Source organism: Amycolatopsis sp. lyj-109 (genome assembly GCF_046548995.1).
Classification (GTDB): domain Bacteria; phylum Actinomycetota; class Actinomycetes; order Mycobacteriales; family Pseudonocardiaceae; genus Amycolatopsis.
On record NZ_JAJPWR010000034.1, the window covers coordinates 1 to 18,528 of the forward strand.

General features: G+C 68.9%; 18 protein-coding genes. 7 read left to right on the plus strand and 11 right to left on the minus strand.

The window, feature by feature from the left end; all coding sequences use genetic code 11:
• Positions 1–113 precede the first annotated feature (113 nt).
• Together ACLJQF_RS43525 and ACLJQF_RS43530 are read right to left on the minus strand one after the other, a co-directional pair.
• On the minus strand, positions 114–983 hold the full coding sequence (locus ACLJQF_RS43525) for a GH12 family glycosyl hydrolase domain-containing protein (RefSeq protein WP_410616179.1): 870 nt from the start codon (positions 981–983) through the stop codon (positions 114–116).
• A gap of 177 nt (positions 984–1,160) precedes the next feature.
• Entirely contained in the window at positions 1,161–1,799 is a 639-nt protein-coding gene (locus ACLJQF_RS43530; RefSeq protein WP_410616180.1) for a TetR/AcrR family transcriptional regulator, read from the minus strand.
• Positions 1,800–1,978: 179 nt separating this feature from the next.
• Between ACLJQF_RS43530 and ACLJQF_RS43535 the strand changes: the two genes are divergently transcribed.
• Genes ACLJQF_RS43535 through ACLJQF_RS43545 form a run of 3 tightly spaced genes read left to right on the plus strand, consistent with a single transcriptional unit; the run spans position 1,979 to position 4,631 of the window.
• Positions 1,979–3,199, plus strand: coding sequence for a cytochrome P450 (locus tag ACLJQF_RS43535; RefSeq protein ID WP_410616181.1), 1,221 nt, complete (start codon positions 1,979–1,981; stop codon positions 3,197–3,199).
• A gap of 10 nt (positions 3,200–3,209) precedes the next feature.
• On the plus strand, positions 3,210–4,400 hold the full coding sequence (locus ACLJQF_RS43540; RefSeq protein ID WP_410616182.1) for a cytochrome P450: 1,191 nt from the start codon (positions 3,210–3,212) through the stop codon (positions 4,398–4,400).
• A gap of 36 nt (positions 4,401–4,436) precedes the next feature.
• Positions 4,437–4,631 carry a ferredoxin gene (locus ACLJQF_RS43545; protein ID WP_086847791.1) on the plus strand — a complete coding sequence of 65 codons (195 nt, stop codon included), beginning with the start codon at positions 4,437–4,439 and terminating at the stop codon, positions 4,629–4,631.
• Between the two features lie 63 nt (positions 4,632–4,694).
• On the opposite strand, the gene ACLJQF_RS43550 is transcribed toward ACLJQF_RS43545, so the two are convergent.
• From ACLJQF_RS43550 to ACLJQF_RS43565, 4 genes are read right to left on the minus strand one after another with little or no spacing between them, the layout of a single operon-like run.
• Entirely contained in the window at positions 4,695–5,531 is an 837-nt protein-coding gene (locus tag ACLJQF_RS43550; RefSeq protein ID WP_410616183.1) for a carbohydrate ABC transporter permease, read from the minus strand.
• Entirely contained in the window at positions 5,528–6,460 is a 933-nt protein-coding gene (locus tag ACLJQF_RS43555; RefSeq protein ID WP_410616184.1) for a carbohydrate ABC transporter permease, read from the minus strand. The genes ACLJQF_RS43550 and ACLJQF_RS43555 overlap by 4 nt, the downstream gene beginning before the upstream one ends.
• Entirely contained in the window at positions 6,460–7,800 is a 1,341-nt protein-coding gene (locus ACLJQF_RS43560; RefSeq protein WP_410616185.1) for an ABC transporter substrate-binding protein, read from the minus strand. The genes ACLJQF_RS43555 and ACLJQF_RS43560 overlap by 1 nt, the downstream gene beginning before the upstream one ends.
• Positions 7,787–8,791 carry a zinc-dependent alcohol dehydrogenase family protein gene (locus ACLJQF_RS43565; RefSeq protein ID WP_410616186.1) on the minus strand — a complete coding sequence of 335 codons (1,005 nt, stop codon included), beginning with the start codon at positions 8,789–8,791 and terminating at the stop codon, positions 7,787–7,789. The genes ACLJQF_RS43560 and ACLJQF_RS43565 overlap by 14 nt, the downstream gene beginning before the upstream one ends.
• 128 nt (positions 8,792–8,919) lie before the next feature.
• On the opposite strand from ACLJQF_RS43565, the gene ACLJQF_RS43570 reads away from it, so the two are divergent.
• Positions 8,920–9,909 carry a sugar-binding transcriptional regulator gene (locus tag ACLJQF_RS43570; protein WP_410616187.1) on the plus strand — a complete coding sequence of 330 codons (990 nt, stop codon included), beginning with the start codon at positions 8,920–8,922 and terminating at the stop codon, positions 9,907–9,909.
• Positions 9,910–10,063: 154 nt separating this feature from the next.
• A complete protein-coding gene (locus ACLJQF_RS43575) occupies positions 10,064–10,723 on the plus strand; it encodes a hypothetical protein (RefSeq protein ID WP_410616188.1) in 660 nt (219 codons plus the stop codon).
• On the opposite strand, the gene ACLJQF_RS43580 is transcribed toward ACLJQF_RS43575, so the two are convergent.
• Positions 10,611–10,937: a winged helix-turn-helix transcriptional regulator gene (locus ACLJQF_RS43580; RefSeq protein ID WP_410616189.1), complete on the minus strand. Its 327-nt coding sequence runs from the start codon at positions 10,935–10,937 to the stop codon at positions 10,611–10,613. The genes ACLJQF_RS43575 and ACLJQF_RS43580 overlap by 113 nt on opposite strands.
• A 68-nt stretch (positions 10,938–11,005) precedes the next feature.
• Here ACLJQF_RS43580 and ACLJQF_RS43585 point away from each other — a divergent pair, with 68 nt between their 5' ends.
• On the plus strand, positions 11,006–11,587 hold the full coding sequence (locus ACLJQF_RS43585; RefSeq protein ID WP_410616190.1) for an NADPH-dependent F420 reductase: 582 nt from the start codon (positions 11,006–11,008) through the stop codon (positions 11,585–11,587).
• Positions 11,588–11,590: 3 nt separating this feature from the next.
• On the opposite strand, the gene ACLJQF_RS43590 is transcribed toward ACLJQF_RS43585, so the two are convergent.
• Positions 11,591–11,737, minus strand: a complete 147-nt coding sequence (locus tag ACLJQF_RS43590) for a hypothetical protein (RefSeq protein WP_410616191.1) — start codon at positions 11,735–11,737, stop codon at positions 11,591–11,593.
• Positions 11,738–11,813: 76 nt separating this feature from the next.
• The gene (locus ACLJQF_RS43595; RefSeq protein ID WP_410616192.1) at positions 11,814–14,318 is read right to left on the minus strand and encodes a DEAD/DEAH box helicase; all 2,505 of its coding nucleotides are present in this window, start codon (positions 14,316–14,318) and stop codon (positions 11,814–11,816) included.
• A 151-nt stretch (positions 14,319–14,469) separates the two neighbouring features.
• Here ACLJQF_RS43595 and ACLJQF_RS43600 point away from each other — a divergent pair, with 151 nt between their 5' ends.
• Positions 14,470–15,738: a primosomal protein gene (locus ACLJQF_RS43600; RefSeq protein ID WP_410616193.1), complete on the plus strand. Its 1,269-nt coding sequence runs from the start codon at positions 14,470–14,472 to the stop codon at positions 15,736–15,738.
• 278 nt (positions 15,739–16,016) lie between these two features.
• Here ACLJQF_RS43600 and ACLJQF_RS43605 read toward each other — a convergent pair whose 3' ends face one another.
• Both ACLJQF_RS43605 and ACLJQF_RS43610 read right to left on the minus strand, forming a co-directional pair.
• Positions 16,017–17,222 carry an MFS transporter gene (locus tag ACLJQF_RS43605; RefSeq protein ID WP_410616260.1) on the minus strand — a complete coding sequence of 402 codons (1,206 nt, stop codon included), beginning with the start codon at positions 17,220–17,222 and terminating at the stop codon, positions 16,017–16,019.
• A 100-nt stretch (positions 17,223–17,322) separates the two neighbouring features.
• On the minus strand, positions 17,323–18,417 hold the full coding sequence (locus ACLJQF_RS43610) for an adenosine deaminase (RefSeq protein ID WP_410616194.1): 1,095 nt from the start codon (positions 18,415–18,417) through the stop codon (positions 17,323–17,325).
• Positions 18,418–18,528 lie beyond the last annotated feature (111 nt).

An 18,528-nucleotide genomic window follows, 5' to 3' on the forward strand; every position in this document is an offset into this window, starting at 1 on the left:
CGCAGCGGGTCGTGAGTGGTAATTCGGGTTAGAACCCGAATTACCACTCACGACCACCAGCCACGGCAAACGGTGACTTTCCCCAGGTCACGCACACAAGTGTCCCTGTAGTACTAGCTCATCGTCACGGAGAAGTCCGACAGCGTGAACCGGGCCTTGCCGCCGCCCGTCGAGCAGAACTCGATGCCGTAGCCGATCTGGTTGACCGTCGGGTTCGGGGGGATCAGGCCCTTCCCGATCGCCCACGCGATCATCGCCTTCAGGTCGACACTGCCCGAATACTGCGTCGACCGGGACACGAACGCGACATACCCCGCGTCCTCCGCCCAGACGTCGTACGTGAAGCCGCCCGCCGTGTACGTCGTCAGCTTGTCGCCCGCCGGGACCTGCTTGTGGTTCTCCGTCCAGACCATCAGCTCGCTGACGCCGGCGCCGTTGCCCACGCCGTTCAGCCAGAGGTCGTACGCCACGTCGTAGATGCCCGTGCCCGGGCCGCGGCCGGCGAAGGTGGATTTGATCACCGAATAGTCGTTGAACGGTTTGCCGTTCTGGTTGTTGATGTCCTTGTGCACGTTCGGATAGGTTTTCACCGACGTCGAATCGGGCTGGGTGGAATCGACGTACCAGTTGTCGTACGCGCACGCCCGCAGCGTTTCCGGGCCCGCTTCCCCTGCGTTCCACATGTTGTTGTGGACGTAGTAGCCGCCGTCCGACCAGCCGCCGTCCGCGTCGCTGGTGGTGAACTCGGGGGTGCGGCAGTTCCGGACCGGCGTGGTCGACGGCGGGGGCGGCGTCGGTGGCGGCGAAGTCGCAGGTCGGGACGTCGCCGGGGCCGAACTGGACACCGCGGCCGACGAGGGAGCGGCCGAAGGAGGAGCTGCCGGCGAAGGCGGCGGCACCGGCGCGGCCGCCACGCCGTCGACGGGCGTGGCGCCACACCCGGCGAGCACCGGGAAGGAAATCGCCAACAACACGGCCAGCATTCTTCGTCGCATTTTCCCGCCCGCAGCTGCAATTCCGGCAGAACGAGGCGGAACCCTACCCTGTCGATGGTTGCCAATCCAGCCGGCAGTCACGGCGGAACAACGGCACCGGTGCACGGACCTCCAGTCCGCATCCGCCTACTTTCGGCCGGATCGACAACGGGGAAATCCGGGAAATCAGCCGGGGTCGAGGTCGCCGGACGTGATCGCCCGGCCGGGTAGCGGCGAACCCGGCCGCGCGCTGAGGCCGTCGATCATGATGCCGACGCACCGGCGGGCCGCCATCTCCGCGACCTCCGGCGACTTCGCGCGCATCTGGCGCAGCAGCGTCGCGAACAGGATCGCGATGTCGCCGGCGCCGACGTCGTCGCGGAGCTTGCCCTCGGCCTTGGCTCCGGCGACGAAACCGTCGAGGACCGCCAGGATCTCGTCGCGCAGCCGGCGGACCTCGGGGTCCTGCTTGAGGATCACCAGCGCCCGGTGCGACTCCATCGCCAGCTGCACGCTCAACTGCAGCTCCACCGACTGCCGCAGCAGCCGCTCCAGCGCGCGCCACGACGACGTCTCCTCGGCCGCGATCACGCGCGCGTCGATCAGCACCCGCTCGAAGTTGTCCATGGCGACCGCCCTGACCAGGGCGTCACGGTCCGGGAAGCGGCGGTACAGCGTGCCGACGCCGACTCCGGCCGCGCGGGCGATCTCCTCCATCGGTGCCTCGGGACCGGAAACGGCGAAGATGCTCTTCGCGGCGGCCAGGATCTGGTCGCGGTTGCGGCGCGCGTCCGCCCGCAGGGTGGTCTCGGGGTCTGCCGTCATGCCGTTCGCCTTCCACTGAATCGCGCGGGGTGATTCTCGCACGGTCACCCGGCCACACACCGCCTCCTCGAATGGGTAGGCGGCATCTAGTGGACGACTTCCTTCCGCTTCGGTACCTTGGACCAGAGAACCGGAATGTAATCCTCCGCATACTTTCCGTCCGATTTAGGGGGTCCGAAATGACTGAATTGGCCGAGCCCGCGACCCGGGACGAGGTCTTCCCGCTGGCCCGCACCTGCCCGTTCGCGCCGCCGCCGGCGTACGAGAAGCTCCGCGAAGCGGGCCCGGTCCAGCGCGTCGGGCTGCCCGACGGCTCGGAGGCCTGGGCCATCACCCGCCTCGAGGAAGTCCGGCAGATGCTGACCGACCCGCGGTTCAGCTCCGACCGCTTCAACCCCGGCTTCCCGGTGCTGACGAAGGACGGCCGGCCGCAGCGCCGCCGCTTCACCGCGTCACTGATCAACATGGATCCCCCGGAGCACGGCGCCGCGCGCCGCGAGGTCGTCGGCGAGTTCACCGTCAAGCGGATGAAGGCGCTGCAGCCGCGGATCCAGCAGATCGTCGACGAGCACATCGACGCGATGCTGGCCGGCTCGAAGCCCGCCGACCTGGTCTCCGCGCTGAGCCTGCCGGTGCCGTCGCTGGTCATCTGCGAGCAGCTCGGCGTCCCGTACGCCGACCACGACTTCTTCCAGTCGCGCAGCTCCACCCTGCTGAACCGGGAGGTGACGCAGGAAGCGCGGATGCAGTCGGTCGAGGAGATGCAGAGCTACCTCGACGAGCTGGTCGCGGCGAAGGAGGCCGACCCCACCGACGACCTGCTCGGCCGCCAGGTCCTCAAGCAGCGAGAGGAGCACGGCGACGTCGACCACGACTCGCTGGTCTCGCTCGCCTTCCTGCTGCTCCTCGCCGGGCACGAGACGACGGCGAACATGATCTCCCTCGGCACCGTGGCGCTGCTGGAGAACCCGGACCAGCTCGCGATCATCAAGAACGACCCCGGCAAGACCCTCGACGCCGTCGAGGAGTTGCTGCGGTACTTCACCATCGCGGAGTTCGCGACCGCGCGCGTCGCCACCGACGACGTCGAGATCGGCGGGCAGCTGATCCGCGAAGGCGAGGGCGTCCTGGGGCTGAGCTACTCCGGCAACCGCGACGAAGCCGCCTTCGACAACCCGGACGAGCTGGACATCGAACGCGGCGCCCGCCACCACGTCGCCTTCGGGTTCGGCCCGCACCAGTGCCTCGGCCAGAACCTCGCCCGGATGGAACTGCAGATCGTCTTCGACACGCTGTTCCGCCGCATCCCGGACCTCAAGCTGGCCACGCCGGTGGACCAGCTGCCGTTCAAGCACGACTCGTCGATCTTCGGCCTCTACTGCCTGCCCGTGACCTGGTGAGGGAGACACCATGACCGCCGTTCACGAATTCCCGATGACGCGGACCTGCCCGTTCGCGCCGCCGCCGGCCTACGCCGAGATCCGCGAGGAGGATCCGGTCACCCGGGTGGGGCTGCCCGGCGGCAAGCAGGCCTGGGTGGTCAGCAGGCACGAGGACGTCCGGACCGTGCTGAACGACCGGCGGTTCAGCGCCGACCGGCAGCACCCGGACTTCCCGCAGCTGGTGCCGGGGTTCCGGCGGCCGGACGACGAGCGCACCATGATCACCATGGACGCGCCCGAGCACGGGCCGGCTCGCAAGGCCGTGCTCGGCGAGTTCACCGTGCGCCGGATGGAGGCGCTGCGGCCGCGGATCCAGGAGCTCGTCGACGAGCGGATCGACGCGCTGCTGGCCGGCCCGAAGCCGGGCGACCTGGTCGAGACGCTGTCGCTGCCGGTGCCGTCGCTGGTCATCTGCGAGATGCTCGGTGTGCCGTACGCCGACCACGACTTCTTCCAGACGCACACGGCGAAGCTGATCAAGCGCGACACGCCCCCGCAGGAGCGGCGGGCGGCCGTCGAGGCGGTGCGCGAGTACATGAGCGACCTCATCGCCGGGAAGGAAGCGGATCCGCCGGACGACCTGCTCGGGCGGCAGATCGTCAAGCTGCGCGAAGAGGGCACCTACCGGCGGGCCTCGCTGGCCGCGACCGGGTTCCTGCTGCTGGTGGCCGGGCACGAAACGACGGCGAACATGATCTCGCTCGGCACGGTCGGGCTGCTGGAGAACCCGGACCAGCTGGCGCTGATCAAGGACGACCCGGGCAAGACCCTCGAAGCCGTCGAGGAGCTGCTGCGGTACTTCACCATCGTCGACGCCGCCACGGCCCGGCTGTGCGTCGAGGACGCCGAGGTCGGCGGGCAGCTGATCCGGGCCGGCGAAGGTGTGCTGGCGCTGGGCTACGCGGCCAACCGCGACGACACCGCGTTCGAAAATCCCGACGAGCTGGACATCGAGCGCGGCGCCCGCCACCACGTCGCCTTCGGGTTCGGCCCGCATCAGTGCCTCGGCCAGAACCTCGCCCGGATGGAACTGCAGATCGTCTTCGACACGCTCTTCCGCCGGGTTCCCGGCCTGCAGCTGGCCGCGCCGGTCGACGACCTGCCGTTCAAGGACGACGCGGCCATCTACGGCCTGTACCGGTTGCCGGTGACCTGGTAGAGACGAACTGCCACCCCACCACAGGAGAAGAGGACCATGAAGATCATCGCGGACACCGGCAAGTGCGTCGGCGCCGGTCAGTGCGTACTCACCGAGCCTTCGCTGTTCGACCAGAGCGAGGAGGACGGCACGGTGATCGTCCTCGACGACCAGCCGCAGGGCGAGCTGGTCGACAAAGCCCGCGAAGCGGTGCACGTCTGCCCGAGCCAGGCCCTCTCCCTCCAGGAATAGCCCGAAGTTCGTGAAGGCCACCTTGAGGAAGTTCAAGTTCCTCAAGGTGGCCTTCACGAACTTCTACTTGACCGCGCCCATCGACAGGCCGCGGACCAGGTGGTTCTGCGCGATCCAGCCGACGATCATCACCGGCAGGGAGGCCAGCAGCGCCGCCGCCGACAGCTGTGCCCAGTACAGGCCTTCGCTGGTGATGAACCCGACCAGGAACACCGGGACCGTGCCGGCCCGGGCCGCGGTCAGGTTGACCGCGTAGAAGAACTCGGTCCAGGAGAAGATCACGCAGATCAGCGCGGTCGCCGCGATCCCGGGCGCGACCACCGGCATGATGATCTTGCGCAGCAGCGTCGGCAGGTTGGCGCCGTCGATCCGGCCCGCCTCGATCATCTCGTGCGGCACCTCGAGGAAGAACGACCGCATCATCCAGATGGCCAGCGGCAAGTTCATCGACGTGTACAGGATGACCAGCGCCCACACCGTGTCGAGCAGCTCGGTGTTCTGCGAGATGATGTACAGCGGGATGATCGCCGCCACGATCGGCAGCATCTTCGTCGACAGGAAGAACCCGAGCGCGTTCGACGTGCCCTTGACCGGCGCCAGCGACAGCGCGTACGCCGCCGGGACGCCGAAGAGCAGCACCAGCAGCGTCGACAGGATCGTGACGAACGCGGAGTTGGCGGCGTACGGCAGGAACCCGCCGCCCAGGACGTTGCCGATCTGCTCGAACGTCGGGGTGAAGAACAGTTTCGGCGGGTCGGTGTAGGCGTCCGCCTCCTGCTTGAACGCCGTGAGGATCATCCACAGCAGCGGGAAGACGAACAGGATCGCGATGATCCAGGTCGCCACGGTCAGGGCGCCCTTGCCGTACTGGCGTTTACGCGGTGCGGCGGTGGTGGTCACTTGATGCCTCCGCTCACCGAGAAGGTCCGGAACATCAGGCGCAGCGCGAAGGTCGCGACGATCATCGTCAGGATGACCACGACCACGCCCATCGCCGACGACTGGCCGACGTCGAAGCCCTCGAACGCGCGCTGGTAGATGTAGTACGGCAGGTTGGTGCTCGCCGTGCCCGGGCCGCCCTGGGTCATCAGGAAGATCGCGTCGAAGCTGTTCACGATGTAGATCGCGCCCAGCAGGGTGGCCAGCTGCAGGAACCGGGACAGGTGTGGCAGCGTGATGGAGACGAACGTCCGCCAGCGGCCCGCACCGTCCACATCGGCCGCTTCGAGGACGTCCTTGGGCTGGCTCTGCAGGCCGGCCAGGATGAGCAGCATCATGAACGGCGTCCACTGCCACACGATCTGCGCCATCACCGCGGCCAGCGGGAACTCCGAAAGCCAGTCGACGTCGGTGCCGAAGACGAAGTGCAGCAGCCCGTAGGTCGGGTCGAACACCGTCGTCTTCCACAGCAGCGCGCCGGCGGCCGGCAGGATCAGGAACGGCGTGATCAGCAGCGTCCGGACGACGCCGCGGCCGAGGAACTTGCGGTCGAGCAGGATCGCCAGGCCCAGGCCGAGCAGGAGCGCGACGAACACGCACACCACGGTCAGCACGACCGTGTTGAGCAGCGCGACCAGGAACGTCGTGTCACTGAAGACGTCGATGTAGTTGTCCAGGCCGACGAAGTGCCGTGAACCCGGCCGGACCAGGTTCCACGACTGGAACGAGTAGAACACGGTGAGCAGGAACGGCAGCTGCGTCACCGCGATGACGAAGATCAGCGCGGGCAGCAGCGGCAGCCGCCGCTTGGCCGCGGTGCTCAGGCCGCGTTTCTCCTCGACCTTCGCGTGTGTCTGGGACTGGGGCGTGTCTACGGAGAGCGTGGACATCACTGCACCGCCTTGTAGGAGTCGCCCACCGTCTGGGCGTAGTCCTGGGACTGCTTGAGGGCGTCTTCGACGGACTCGCGGCCGGCGATCGCCGCCGACAGCTGCTGGCTCACCCGGGTGCCCAGGTCCTGGAATTCGGGGATGCCGACGAACTGGATGCCGGGGTAGGGCACCGGGTTAGCCATCACCTTCTGCTGGTTCGCGTCCGCGATGCCGTCCAGCGTGGGCTTCGCGTAGGCCTTCGCCGCGTCCGCGTACTCGGGGATCGCGTAGGTCGACTGGCGGACGCCCGGCGGGACGCGGTTCCAGCCGTAGGTCTGGCCGACCTTCTGCACGTACGCCTTGTCGGTCATCCAGGCCATGAACTTCCAGGCCGCGTCCTTGTCCTTCGCGACCTTCGGGATACCGAGCGCCCAGGTGTAGAGCCAGCCGCTGGCCTGCGTCTTGACGACCGGTGCGGGCGCGTAGCCGGACTTGCCGACGATCTTGCTGCTCGACGGGTCTTCGTTGGTGCCCGCCATGACCGTGGCGTCGTACCACATCGCCGCGTTGCCCTGGGTGTAGCGCGTGCCGCACTCGGAGAACCCGGCGCTGGAAGCACCGACCTCACCGTGTTCGCGGATGAGGTTGACGTAGAAGTTCGCGGCTTCCTCGAACTCCGGCGAGGTCAGCTTGGCGTTCCAGTCCTTGTCGAACCACTGCGCGCCGAAGGTGTTGGCCACGGTCGTGAACGGCGCGAGGCTTTCGCCCCAGCCGGGCTTGCCGCGCAGGCAGATGCCCGCGACGCCGTTGGCCTTGTCGTCGAGCTTCGCGGCGAAGTCCGCGATCTGCTGCCAGGTCGGCTTGGCCGGCATGGTGAGCCCGGCCTGCTGGAAGAGATCCTTGCGGTAGGCCAGGAACGACGACTCGCCGTAGAACGGCACCGCGTACATCTGGTTCCGGTACGAAAGCGACGTCTTGATGCTGGGGATGAAGTCGCCTTCGTCGTAGCCGGGCGTGGCCGCCATGTGCGGTTCGAGGTTCTCGAGCCAGCCGTTGGCCGCCCACTGCGGGGCCTCGTAGTTGCTGATCATGACGACATCGAACTCGCCGCCCTCGGTGGCGGTCGACGCGGTGATCTTCGCGCGGGCCTGGTTTTCCGGCAGGGACACGAACTTCAGTCCGATGCCGGTGGCCTTCTCGAACTCCGGTGCGAGCGCGATCGCGTCCTTCATCTGCGGGTTGGACACGATGGCGATGACGAGCGTGCTGCTGCCGGTGCCGAGCGAGCCGGCGCCCGCGCAGCCGGTGGCCAGCAGCGACGTCGCGGCGATGAGGGTGAGGAGCTTACGCACGGCCACCTCCGGGGAGTACCTGCACCTTGAGGCCCGCGCCGCTGCGCATCTTGGCCAGCGCCTCGGGGTACTGCTCCAGCGGCAGGGTGTCGGTGAGCAGCGCGTCGGTGTCGATCGCGCCGCTCGCGACGAGGTCGAGGGCGGCGCCGAAGCTGTGCAGCACGGCCATCGAGCCGACGATGGTGATTTCGTCGTTGTAGATGCGGAACGGCGAAAGCGCGACGCGGGCTTCGGCCGGGGCGACGCCGAAGACGAGCAGCCGTCCCCCGCGCCGGATCGCGTCGAAGGCGGCTTCGATGGCGGGCGCGGCGCCGGTGCAGTCGACGGCGACGTCGAACTTCTCGCCGTTCAGGTCGCTGACGTCCGTTGCGGTCGCGACGGCACCGAGACTGTTTGCGCGGGGCAGCCGGGCTTCGTTGCGGTCGACCACCGTGACCTGCGCGCCCGAGCGCTGCAGCAGCTGCTGCATGATCAGGCCCATGGTGCCGGCGCCGACGACGAGGAAGCGTTCGCCGGCCTCGACGCCGACGCGGCGAACACCGTGCACCGCACAGGAAACCGGTTCGACGAGCGCGCCCTGTTCCCACGTCATCGCGTCGGGCATGCGGTAGCAGGTGGCGGACGGGACAGCGACGTATTCGGCGAAGGCGCCGTTGACGGTGTCGCCGGTGGCGCCCCAGTTCGCGCAGAGGTTGCCGTGGCCGGCGCGGCACGGGCCGCAGTAGCCGCAGAACAGCGACGGGTCGACGGCCACCCGGTCGCCGACCTTCCACTCGCCCGGCACGTCCGCGCCGAGCTCGACGATCTCCCCGGCGAACTCGTGCCCGGGGACGATGGGGTACGGGGTGGGCGGGAAGTGCCCGTCCGCGATGTGCAGGTCGGTGCCGCAGATGCCGCACGCTCCGACCTTGACGACGACCTCGTGTTCCCCGGGTTTCGGATCGGGCACCTCGCCGACCCTGATCTCACCGGGCCGATCGACGATGGCGGCACGCATGCCTTGCCCCTTTCTCGCGCTCAGATGAGCAACATTGACCTATCGCGTCGAGAACATGTGAAGGCATTACAGGTCTGACGTCGGCAGTACGTCAACCTTTCGGCTGGATTTCGCGCTATTATGCTCATATGAGCGCTTCTCGAAAGAGTGCTTCGCTCACTGAAGCGATGCTGCTCGCCACCGTCGCCCGGCGCTTCTACGTGCAGGGACGCTCCAAACTGGAGATCGCCGACGAGTTCGGCGTCAGCCGGTTCAAGGTGGCGCGGATGCTCGACACCGCCATGGAGTCCGGCCTGGTGAGGGTGGAGTTCTCGCTGCCGGCGCCGGTGGACCTGGCCCTGTCGGACGAGGTGCGCTCGGCGTACGGCCTGGAGCGGGCGTTGGTGCTCGAACGCTCAACCGAGCGGGAGCCGCGAGAGGTCGTCCGGGCGAAGATCGGCGCGCTGGCGGCGCAGCTGCTGGAGGAGATCGCGGTCCCGTCGGACGTCATCGGGCTGTCGTGGGCGCGGTCGGTGAACGCGATGACGGAGGCGGTGCGGTCGCTACCGCGCTGCCCGATCGTCCAGCTCTGCGGGGTGCAGGCCGGGATGGACATGCGCGGCCGCTCGGTCGAGACGGTCAGCCGGGTGACGTCGGTGTCCGGCGGCGACGCGTACCCGATCTTCGGCCCGCTGGTGCTGCCCGACCGCCGGACGACGGAGACGCTGCGGCGTCAGCCGGGGATCGCGGAAACGTTCGGCCAGTTCCGGCACCTGACCAAGGCGGTGGTCAGCATCGGCGCGTGGCAGCCGGGCGAGTCGACGGTGTACGACGCGCTGGACGAGGCCGAGCGAGCGGCGATCGCGGCCCGCGGGGCGACGGCGGAGGTCGCGGCCCGCCTCTTCGACGCCTCCGGCAACGCTCTCTCCACCGGCTTGGCCCACCACGTCCTGGCGATCAGCCACGAAGAGCTGATGGCGGTCCCGGAGGTGATCGCCCTCGGCTACAGCCGCCCGAAAGCCGCGGCAGTGGACGCGGTCCTCCGCTCGGGCATGGTCTCCACCCTCATCACCGACGCCGCCGCCGCGGTCCCCCTGCTAGCGCTGGCGGCGAAGAACCCCGTCGTGAGTGGTAATTAGGGTTAGAACCCTAATTACCACTCACGACCACCCGGGGAGTACGGCCGGTGCGGTTGCGTACTCCGGCGGGAGTAGGTGGGCGCGCCTCAGCTCCGGGGCGAAACCGGGGTCGCGCCCGATGTGTCCGCGCCGCCGCTCGGCGAGCCTGGATCCCGTGACCGCAAAGACTTCTCCCCGCTGGCGCCAAGCCGTCGTCTGGCTGCACGTCGTTTCGTCCGTCGCCTGGATGAGCCAGGCCCTCGCCCTCGTCGTGCTGATGTCGGCGGGCGCGCCCGCGATGGCCGAACGCCTCGACTCCGTCCTGCTCGCCCCCATGGCCAACGTCTCGGCGTTCACCGGCCTGCTGCTCGCCGGCGCGACGGCGTGGGGCTACTTCCGGCACTGGTGGGTGCTCACGAAGTTCGCCCTGACGCTGGTTCAGCTCTACGCCGGGATCTTCCTGCTCTCCGCCGCCCTCCGGGAATCCGCGGACACCGGCACCGTCGCCTGGCTGCAGATCGCCGGAGCGTCGCTGATGGCGAGCGCACTCGCGTTCCAGGCCTGGCTCTCGGTCGCGAAGCCGTGGAAGAAGACGTCGTGGTCTCCCGCCGCAAAACCGCCGACCGCGCCGACCTGGGTGTTCGTCGCGGGGCTCGGCGCGCCCGCCGTGGACGTCGCCGCCGGCATCACCCTCGGCTATCCGCTGCCGGCCTTGGAGCTGGTCATGCTGATCGTGTTGCTCGGGTTTGAGCGGCGACGACGTCGTCGCCGTGCTCGGCGGCCCAGCGCCCGAAGCCCTCGATCGGCTCCAGCAGCGTCGAGCCCAGCGGCGTAAGCGCGTACGCGCCTTCGCGCCGCTCGACGAGGCCGTCGAACTCCAGGCGCCGCACGGTTTCCGTGAGCACCTTCGCGCTGATGCCGCCGATGGTGCGCCGCAGGTCGACGTGCCGCTGCGGGCCGTCGCGCAGCGCCCACAGCACTACCGGGTTCCACGTGTTGGCGACCAGGTCGAAGGCGAGCCGCGTGCGGCAATCCGCGAGGAAGTCCATGGTTACCGTTCGGTTCCTTCCCGGGTTCCTACCGTCGTGCTGGTACCAGCCAAGCACAAGGAGGACGCATGCGGATCGGGATCTTCGGGACGGGCGGGATGGCGGACGCGCTCGGCACGCAGTGGGCGCGGGCGGGCCACGAACTCATGGTGAGCGGCCGGTCCGACCCCGGCCCGTTGGCCGGGCGGCTCGGCGCCACGACCGGAACCTGGCGCGAGACGGCCGCTTTCGCCGACGTGCTGCTCCTGGCCGTCCCCGCGGCCGCGATCGGCGAAGTGCTCGCCGAGGCGGGTCCGCCGGCCGGGAAGGTGCTGGTGGACTGCACCAACGACCCCGGCCTGATGGGCGCCCCGGTGGCGTCGCGGATCGCCACGGACGCCCACGTCGTGAAGGCGTTCAACCTCGCGCACGTCGACGTCTGGCGGATGACGCCACCGGTGTTCGACGGCCGCGCCCTGTCGGTCCCGTTGTGCGGCAACGACCCCGCGGCGCTCGACGCCGTGAGCACGCTGGTCCGCGACATCGGCGCCAAGCCGGTCCACGCGGGCGGCCTCGACCGCGCGGCCCTGCTGGAGGCCACCGCGGCGTTCGCCATCGGGCTGTGGTTCGCGGGCGAAGACGCCCAGGCGATCCTGACCCCGATGGGCTGAGCCTCAGAGGCCGTATTCGATGGCGGTGGCGTCGGGGCTCGCCAGCAGCGCGTATTCCACCATCGATGCGGCCGACGCGGCCGGGGCGACGGCCACGACCACTGCCGCGGCGAAGAAGATTCCGGCCAGCAGGCGCTTGAAGTTCCCCATGGTCCCTCCCGGGTCGCGAAGCCTCCACGCTAACCCCAAACCCCACCGCCGGACTGCGCCGTTGGGCGCAACCCGGCTAGTGCGCGCCCACCGCGGTCACCCGGACGACCGCCATCCCGGCCTCGTCCGACGCGGCCAGGTCGACCTCGGCGCTGATGCCCCAGTCGTGGTCGCCGGCCGGGTCGTCGAAGATCTGGCGCACCTTCCAGACGTCCGGCTGCTGGTCGATCATCAGCAGCTGCGGGCCGCGCGCGTCCGGACCGGTGCCGAGCGTCTCGTACTCCTCGAAGTAGTCCTCGATCGCTTCCTGCCACGCGTCGGCGTCCCAGCCCGACTCCGCGTCCAGCTCGCCGAGCACGTTCCACGCCCGCCGCCCGAACAGCTCGACCCGGCGGAACAGCTCGTTGCGGACCAGGACGCGGAACGCGCGCTCGTTGCGGGTGACGCCCGGCGGCTCGGGCGGCGGCCGGTGCGACACCGGGCCTTCCTCCGACGGGTGACGCAGCGCTTCCCACTCGTCGAGCAGGCTGGAGTCGACCTGGCGGACGAGCTCGCCGAGCCACTCGATGAGGTCCTGCAGCGACTCGGTCTTCGCCTCGTCCGGCACCGTGTGACGCAAGGAGTCGTAGACGTCCGTGAGGTAGCGCAGCACCAGGCCCTCGGACCGGGCCAGCTGGTAGAAGCCGATGTACTCGACGAAGTTCATCGCGCGCTCGTACATGTCCCGCACGACCGACTTCGGCGACAGCTCGTAGTCGTCGACCCACGGGTGGCCCTGCCGGTAGCTGTGGAACGCGCCCTGCAGCAGCTCTTCGAGCGGCTTGGGGTAGCTGACGTTCTCGAGCAGCTCCATCCGCTCGTCGTACTCGATGCCCTCGGCCTTCATCGCGTTCACGGCCTCGCCACGGGCCTTGAACTGCTGCTGCGACAGCACCGGCCGCGGATTGTCCACGGTGGACTCCACAGTGGACACGACGTCGAGCGCGTAGCTCGGCGACTCGAGGTCGAACAGCTCGATGGCGGCCAGCGCGAACGGCGAAAGCGGCTGGTTGAGCGCGAAGTCGAACTGCAGGTCGACGGTGAGCCGGATGATCCGGCCCTGTTCGTCCGGTTCGGACAGTCGTTCGACGACGCCGGCGGCGAGCAGCGCGCGGTAGATCGCGATGGCGCGGAGGATGAGCTTGCGCTGCGACGCCCGGTCCTCGTGGTTGTCCTCGAGCAGGTGCCGCATCGAGTCGAAAGCGTTGCCCGGCCGCGAAATCACGTTCAGCAGCATCGAGTGCGTGACCTTGAAGCTGGACGTCAGCGGCTCCGGGTCGGCCGCGATGAGGCGGTCGAAGGTGCTCTCGGTCCAGTTGACGAACCCCTCCGGGGCCTTCTTCCGGACGATCTTCTTTTTCTTCTTCGGGTCGTCGCCCGCCTTTTCGAGGGCCTTGGCGTTCTCGACGACGTGGTCGGGCGCCTGCACGACGACGTAGCCGTCGGTGTCGTAGCCCGCGCGCCCGGCGCGGCCGGCGATCTGGTGGAACTCGCGCGCCTTGAGGTGGCGCTGGCGGACGCCGTCGTACTTCGTGAGCGCCGAGAACACGACCGTCCGGATCGGGACGTTGATGCCGACGCCGAGGGTGTCGGTCCCACAGATCACCTTGAGCAGCCCGGACTGGGCGAGGGTCTCGACCAATCGGCGGTACTTCGGCAGCATGCCGGCGTGGTGGACGCCGATGCCGTGGCGGACCAGCCGCGAGAGCGTCTTGCCGAAGCCGGCGGCGAACCGGAAGTCGCCGATCAGCTCGGCGATGGCCTCCTTTTCGGCCTTCGTGGTGACGTTGATGCTCATCAGCGTCTGCGCCCGCTCGATGGCCGCGGCCTGCGAGAAGTGCACGACGTAGACCGGCGCCTGGCCGCCGTTGAGCAGCTCGGACATGGTCTCGTGCAGCGGCGTCAGCGCGTATCGGAAGGTCAGCGGGACCGGACGCTGCACCGACGTCACCACCGCCGTCGGGCGGCCGGTGCGGCGGGTGAGGTCCTTTTCGAAGAAGGAGACGTCGCCCAGGGTCGCCGACATCAGGACGAACTGGGCGTCCGGCAGTTCGAGCAGCGGCACCTGCCAGGCCCAGCCGCGGTCGGGCTCGGAGTAGAAGTGGAACTCGTCGGCCACGACCTGCCCGACCGGGGCGTCGGCACCGAACCGCAGCGCGATGTTCGCCAGGATTTCGGCCGTGCAGCAGATGATCGGGGCGTCCGGGTTGACGCTGGAGTCACCGGTCATCATCCCGACGTTCTCGGCGCCGAAGATGTCGATGAGCTGGAAGAACTTCTCCGAGACGAGGGCCTTGATGGGCGCGGTGTAATAGCTGCGGCGGCCCTGGGCGAGCGCGGTGAAGTGCGCGCCGACGGCGACGAGGCTCTTCCCGGAGCCGGTCGGCGTCGAGAGGATGACGTTCGATCCGGAGACGACCTCCATCACCGCCTCCTCCTGCGCCGGGTACAGCTCGATGCCCCGTTTGGCCGTCCAGGTCGTGAAGGCTTCGAAGAGGGCGTCGGGGTCGGGATCCGCAGGCAGGAGGTCTGTGAGAGTCATCAGGTGTCCATCGTGCCATCCGCTCGTCGCAAAGTCGGCAGGGGCGATCGCATCGCGAGTGCGAAACCCGTAGGCTTCGCGTTACCGCGCACCGACCGGGGGATACATTCGGTCCCGCGCGCACACGGGCGGTACTCCGGAGGGCTTAGGAATGGCACAGGACATCATCCCGATCGAACTCGGCCTGCCGCAGGGCGACGTCGTCACCCTGTGGGCGCCGCGCTGGCGGGAAGACGGCGAGGAGTGGGAAGCGTTCCTCGGTGACGAGGACGACCTGTACGCCTTCCCCGACGCCGCTCACCTGGCCGCTTTCGTCCGCACGGCCGAGCGGCACGACCTGCTCGACCACCCGGCCTGGGACGCGGTGCCGTCGCTGAACGTGCCCGAGCTGATCCCGGACGAGGACCACACGTACGACCTCGTCGGCGTGCCGGAGCTCGTCGCCGAGGAGCCGGACGTCTGGCACATCGCGGAGCTGGCGGAGATCGTCGGCATCGTGCGCTCTCTCGCCGATGTCTGCGACCTCGAAGAGGTCCACGAGATCCTCGACTCGACCGAGGGCTTCTCGCTGCTCGACCAGGGCACGCTGCCGTTCACCGGGAGCGTCGGCGTGCAGGTGTGGAACGACCTGTCCGAGACGGTGTCGCAGAAGTGGGACACCGTGCTCGACGCGATCGACGGCCTGGTGACCCAGCCGGAGGTCGACGAGAAGGTGCTGGAGCAGACGGCCGAGGAGCTCGCGGCGTTCCACGAGGAGTCCGCGGAAGCCGAGGCCGGCGCCGAGGGCGAAGAGGACCTCGAGGCGATCGACACGCTCGACTCTTCGGACGACGAGGACTCCGACGAAGAAGACGACGCTCCGGTCGGCTTCTGGGCCGAGGTCGGCATCGACCCGATCAAGATCATCACGTCCGGCGCGGAGTACTACACGCTGCGCTGCTACCTCGAAGACGAGCCGGTGTTCCTCGGCAGCGAGGGCGAGATCGACGTCTTCACGTCCGAGAAGGCCCTCGCCCGCGCCCTCGCCGACGGCAAGGACCTGGCCGACACCGACCTCGCCGACGTGTCCACGTGGGACGAGGTGCTGGCGAAGGCGACGGCGGGCGAGCTCGAGATCGAGGTCGACCCGGAGAACACCTACGTCCTGACGGGCCTGGACGCGGACATCGCGGAGGGCCCGGAGGCGATCGACCCGACCCAGCTGGAACTGGCGGTCGAGCTGATCACGGACGCGGCGGACTGGGCCGGCGACGACTCGGCCGAGACGGCACTGGCGGCCAACGAAAGCCTGGGCTGGCTGGTGTCCTTCGTGCTGCGTCCGGACCCGACGCGCCTGGAGCCGTCGGCGCCGTTCGACGCCGAGCAGGGCGCGTGGCGCAAGCTCGTGGAGACGTTCGAGAACCGCCTGACCGTCGCCTGAGTTACCGCTTCCGAAGGCCGCCTCCCGTGCTTGGGGAGGCGGCCTTCGCCGTGTCGTCCCTCCAGACACGCGTGTCGTCCCTCCAGACACGCGTGTCGTCCCTCCAGACACGCGTGTCGTCCCTCCAGACACACGTGTCGTCCGTCTGGGCACACGTGTCGTCCGTCCAAGTACGCGTGTCGTCCGTCCGGATCCGTGCGGAAAGGGTCAACTCACGTGATTGCGGGGTCGACACGCGTGATTGAAGGGTCGACACGCGTACCTGGGTGGACGACACGTCAGTCGGGGGGTTCGGCGCGGACCGGGACCACTGCCACGGCCAGGGCCGGGAAGATCGCTGCCACGCAGAAGGCGAGTGCGTACCTGGTGTCGCCGATCACCAGGCCCAGGAGTGGTGGGGTCAGGGAGGCCGCGATGTTCTGGCCCGTGTTCTGGGTGCCCATCGCGCGGCCCGACCACGCCAGGCCGGCCAGCTCCGCCGAGGCTGTGAAGCCGAGGCCGTTGTCCGCCACCGTGATCACCCCCGCCAGGGCCAGGGCCAGCAGCACCAGCCAGGGCCAAGTGGCGTCGCCGAGGGCCACCAGGAGCATGACGAAACAGCTCAAGACAGCGAGCTGACGCATCGGGCGGAGGCGGCTGCCGACCCGGTCGGACCACCAGCCCGACCCCAGGCGGCCGCCGGCACCCAGGACCTGGACCACCGCCAGGTACCAGCCCGCCGACAGCGGGCTCCAGTGCTGCACCGCCACCAGGTACACCGGCGCGAACGCCGACACCGCGAACTGCGGCACCACCAGCAGCGCGCTGGCCCCGTGCACCCGCCACAGCGCCGCGTGCCGGTACGGCGAAGGCGGCTTGACCCCGCCCGCCGGGCCAGGCGGCCGCGGCGGGTCCGTCACCAGCCACGCCACCAGCAGCGCCACGGCGATCGCCAGCCCGGCCGGCAGCAGGATCGCCGCCCGGTAGCCGAAGTGCGCGGCCAGCGGCGGCAGCCCCAGCGCGGCCACGCCCACGCCGAGCGGCTGGGCCGTCTGGCGGATCCCCATCGCCACGCCTCGCTCGGACTTCGCGAACCAGCCCATCACCACGCGACCGCTCGCCGCGTTCACCGAAGCCGTACAGGCGCCGGCGGTCAAAAACACCCCAAAGAGGAGCCCGACCGGGTGATTTCCTATCCCGGCGTACACGAGGAGTAACCCCGAGATGCCCAGGCCAAGGGCCATGATGAGGCGCTCTCCGTAACGGTCCGCAGCCGCGCCCCACACGATCAGGGTGAACAACAGCCCGATGCTCGGGGCCGCGACGACCGTTCCGGCTTCGGCCAGCGTCAGCCCCTCGGCGGCTCGCATCGCCGGGACCAGGAACGGGATGCCGTACAGGAACGAGCAGCTCGCGGTCTGCGCGGCGAGGCCGAGCGCGAGGATGAGCCACCGGCGTGAACTCCGCTGCAGCTGCTCACCCGCACCGCTCGCGACCTGCACCATCTTCGCCACCGTCTCAAAATCTGAGAAGTTGTTCCTACATGGTGAACGATAGTTGGCATGGCTAAGGACCGCAAGCGAGGTGCGGTCCTCAGCGGGGAGATCAGGTCAGCGCGGCGTACCCGGGCTTGATCACGTCGTCGATCAACGCGAGCCGGGCGTCGAAATCGATGAACGCGGATTTCATCGCGTTGATGGTGAACCAGCGGAAGTCGTCGATACCATAGCCGAACGTCTCGTGCAGCGCGGCAAATTCGCTGGTCATCGTGCATCCGCTCATCAGCCGGTTGTCCGTGTTCACGGTCACCCGGAAGCGCAGCTTGGTGAGCAGGCCGATGGGGTGCTCGGCGATCGAGCGGACCGTGCCTGTTTGGACGTTCGACGTCGGGCAGATCTCCAGGGGGATGCGGCGGTCGCGGACGTACGCGGCCAACCGTCCAAGGTGGACCGTGCCGTCCGCGTCGGTCTTGATGTCCTCGGCGATGCGCACCCCGTGCCCGAGCCGCTCGGCGCCGCAGTGCTGAATCGCTTCCCAAATGGACGGCAAACCGAAGGCTTCGCCCGCATGAATGGTGAAATGCGCATTGTTCTGACGCAGGTATTCGAACGCGTCGAGATTGCGGGTGGGCGGGAATCCGTCCTCCGGACCGGCGATGTCGAACCCGGCGACGCCGGCGTCGCGGTAGCGGACGGCCAGGCTCGCGATCTCGAGCGCCCGGGCGTGCTGGCGCATCGCGCAGAGCAACGTCGCGACGCGGATGGTGCCGCCGTTCGCGGCCACCCGCCGTGTGCCCTCCGTGAACCCCGCCTGGACAGCCTCGACCACCGCATCGAGTGACAGACCGCGTTCGACGAACAACTCCGGTGCGTAGCGCACCTCGGCGTAGACGACGCCGTCGGCGGCCAGGTCCTCGACCGCCTCCGCGGCGACCCTGACCAGCGATTCCTCCGTTTGCATCACTCCACAGGTGTGCGCGAACGTCTCGAGGTAGGAAACGAGTGAGCCGGAGTCGGCCGCTTGGCGGAACCAGTTGCCCAGCTCGGCCGGGTCGGAAGTGGGCAGACCGGCATAACCGGTGACGTCGGCGAGCTCGGCGACGGTGGCCGGGCGCAGGCCACCGTCGAGGTGGTCGTGCAGCAGCACCTTGGGCGCGCGGCGGAGTGTCTCGATGGGCAGAACAGGGCTTTCGTCAGGCATCCCACAACGGTAACCTCGTTGTCATTCCCCTACATGGCCGTAACTCTCAGGCTCGGGTCAACGCTCAGCGTTGACGATCATGCGACGAATCGGCCATCCGGGGGCAGCCTC

Coding starts and splice junctions, on each gene's coding strand:
- ACLJQF_RS43525 (WP_410616179.1), bottom strand. CDS start 983: ATGCTGGCCGTGTTGTTGGCGATTTCCTTCCCGGTGCTCGCCGGGTGT.
- ACLJQF_RS43580 (WP_410616189.1), bottom strand. CDS start 10,937: ATGGACTTCCTCGCGGATTGCCGCACGCGGCTCGCCTTCGACCTGGTC.
- ACLJQF_RS43570 (WP_410616187.1), top strand. CDS start 8,920: ATGAGCGCTTCTCGAAAGAGTGCTTCGCTCACTGAAGCGATGCTGCTC.
- ACLJQF_RS43610 (WP_410616194.1), bottom strand. CDS start 18,417: ATGCCTGACGAAAGCCCTGTTCTGCCCATCGAGACACTCCGCCGCGCG.
- ACLJQF_RS43535 (WP_410616181.1), top strand. CDS start 1,979: ATGACTGAATTGGCCGAGCCCGCGACCCGGGACGAGGTCTTCCCGCTG.
- ACLJQF_RS43545 (WP_086847791.1), top strand. CDS start 4,437: ATGAAGATCATCGCGGACACCGGCAAGTGCGTCGGCGCCGGTCAGTGC.
- ACLJQF_RS43565 (WP_410616186.1), bottom strand. CDS start 8,791: ATGCGTGCCGCCATCGTCGATCGGCCCGGTGAGATCAGGGTCGGCGAG.
- ACLJQF_RS43540 (WP_410616182.1), top strand. CDS start 3,210: ATGACCGCCGTTCACGAATTCCCGATGACGCGGACCTGCCCGTTCGCG.
- ACLJQF_RS43600 (WP_410616193.1), top strand. CDS start 14,470: ATGGCACAGGACATCATCCCGATCGAACTCGGCCTGCCGCAGGGCGAC.
- ACLJQF_RS43595 (WP_410616192.1), bottom strand. CDS start 14,318: ATGACTCTCACAGACCTCCTGCCTGCGGATCCCGACCCCGACGCCCTC.
- ACLJQF_RS43585 (WP_410616190.1), top strand. CDS start 11,006: ATGCGGATCGGGATCTTCGGGACGGGCGGGATGGCGGACGCGCTCGGC.
- ACLJQF_RS43590 (WP_410616191.1), bottom strand. CDS start 11,737: ATGGGGAACTTCAAGCGCCTGCTGGCCGGAATCTTCTTCGCCGCGGCA.
- ACLJQF_RS43555 (WP_410616184.1), bottom strand. CDS start 6,460: ATGTCCACGCTCTCCGTAGACACGCCCCAGTCCCAGACACACGCGAAG.
- ACLJQF_RS43530 (WP_410616180.1), bottom strand. CDS start 1,799: ATGACGGCAGACCCCGAGACCACCCTGCGGGCGGACGCGCGCCGCAAC.
- ACLJQF_RS43605 (WP_410616260.1), bottom strand. CDS start 17,222: ATGGTGCAGGTCGCGAGCGGTGCGGGTGAGCAGCTGCAGCGGAGTTCA.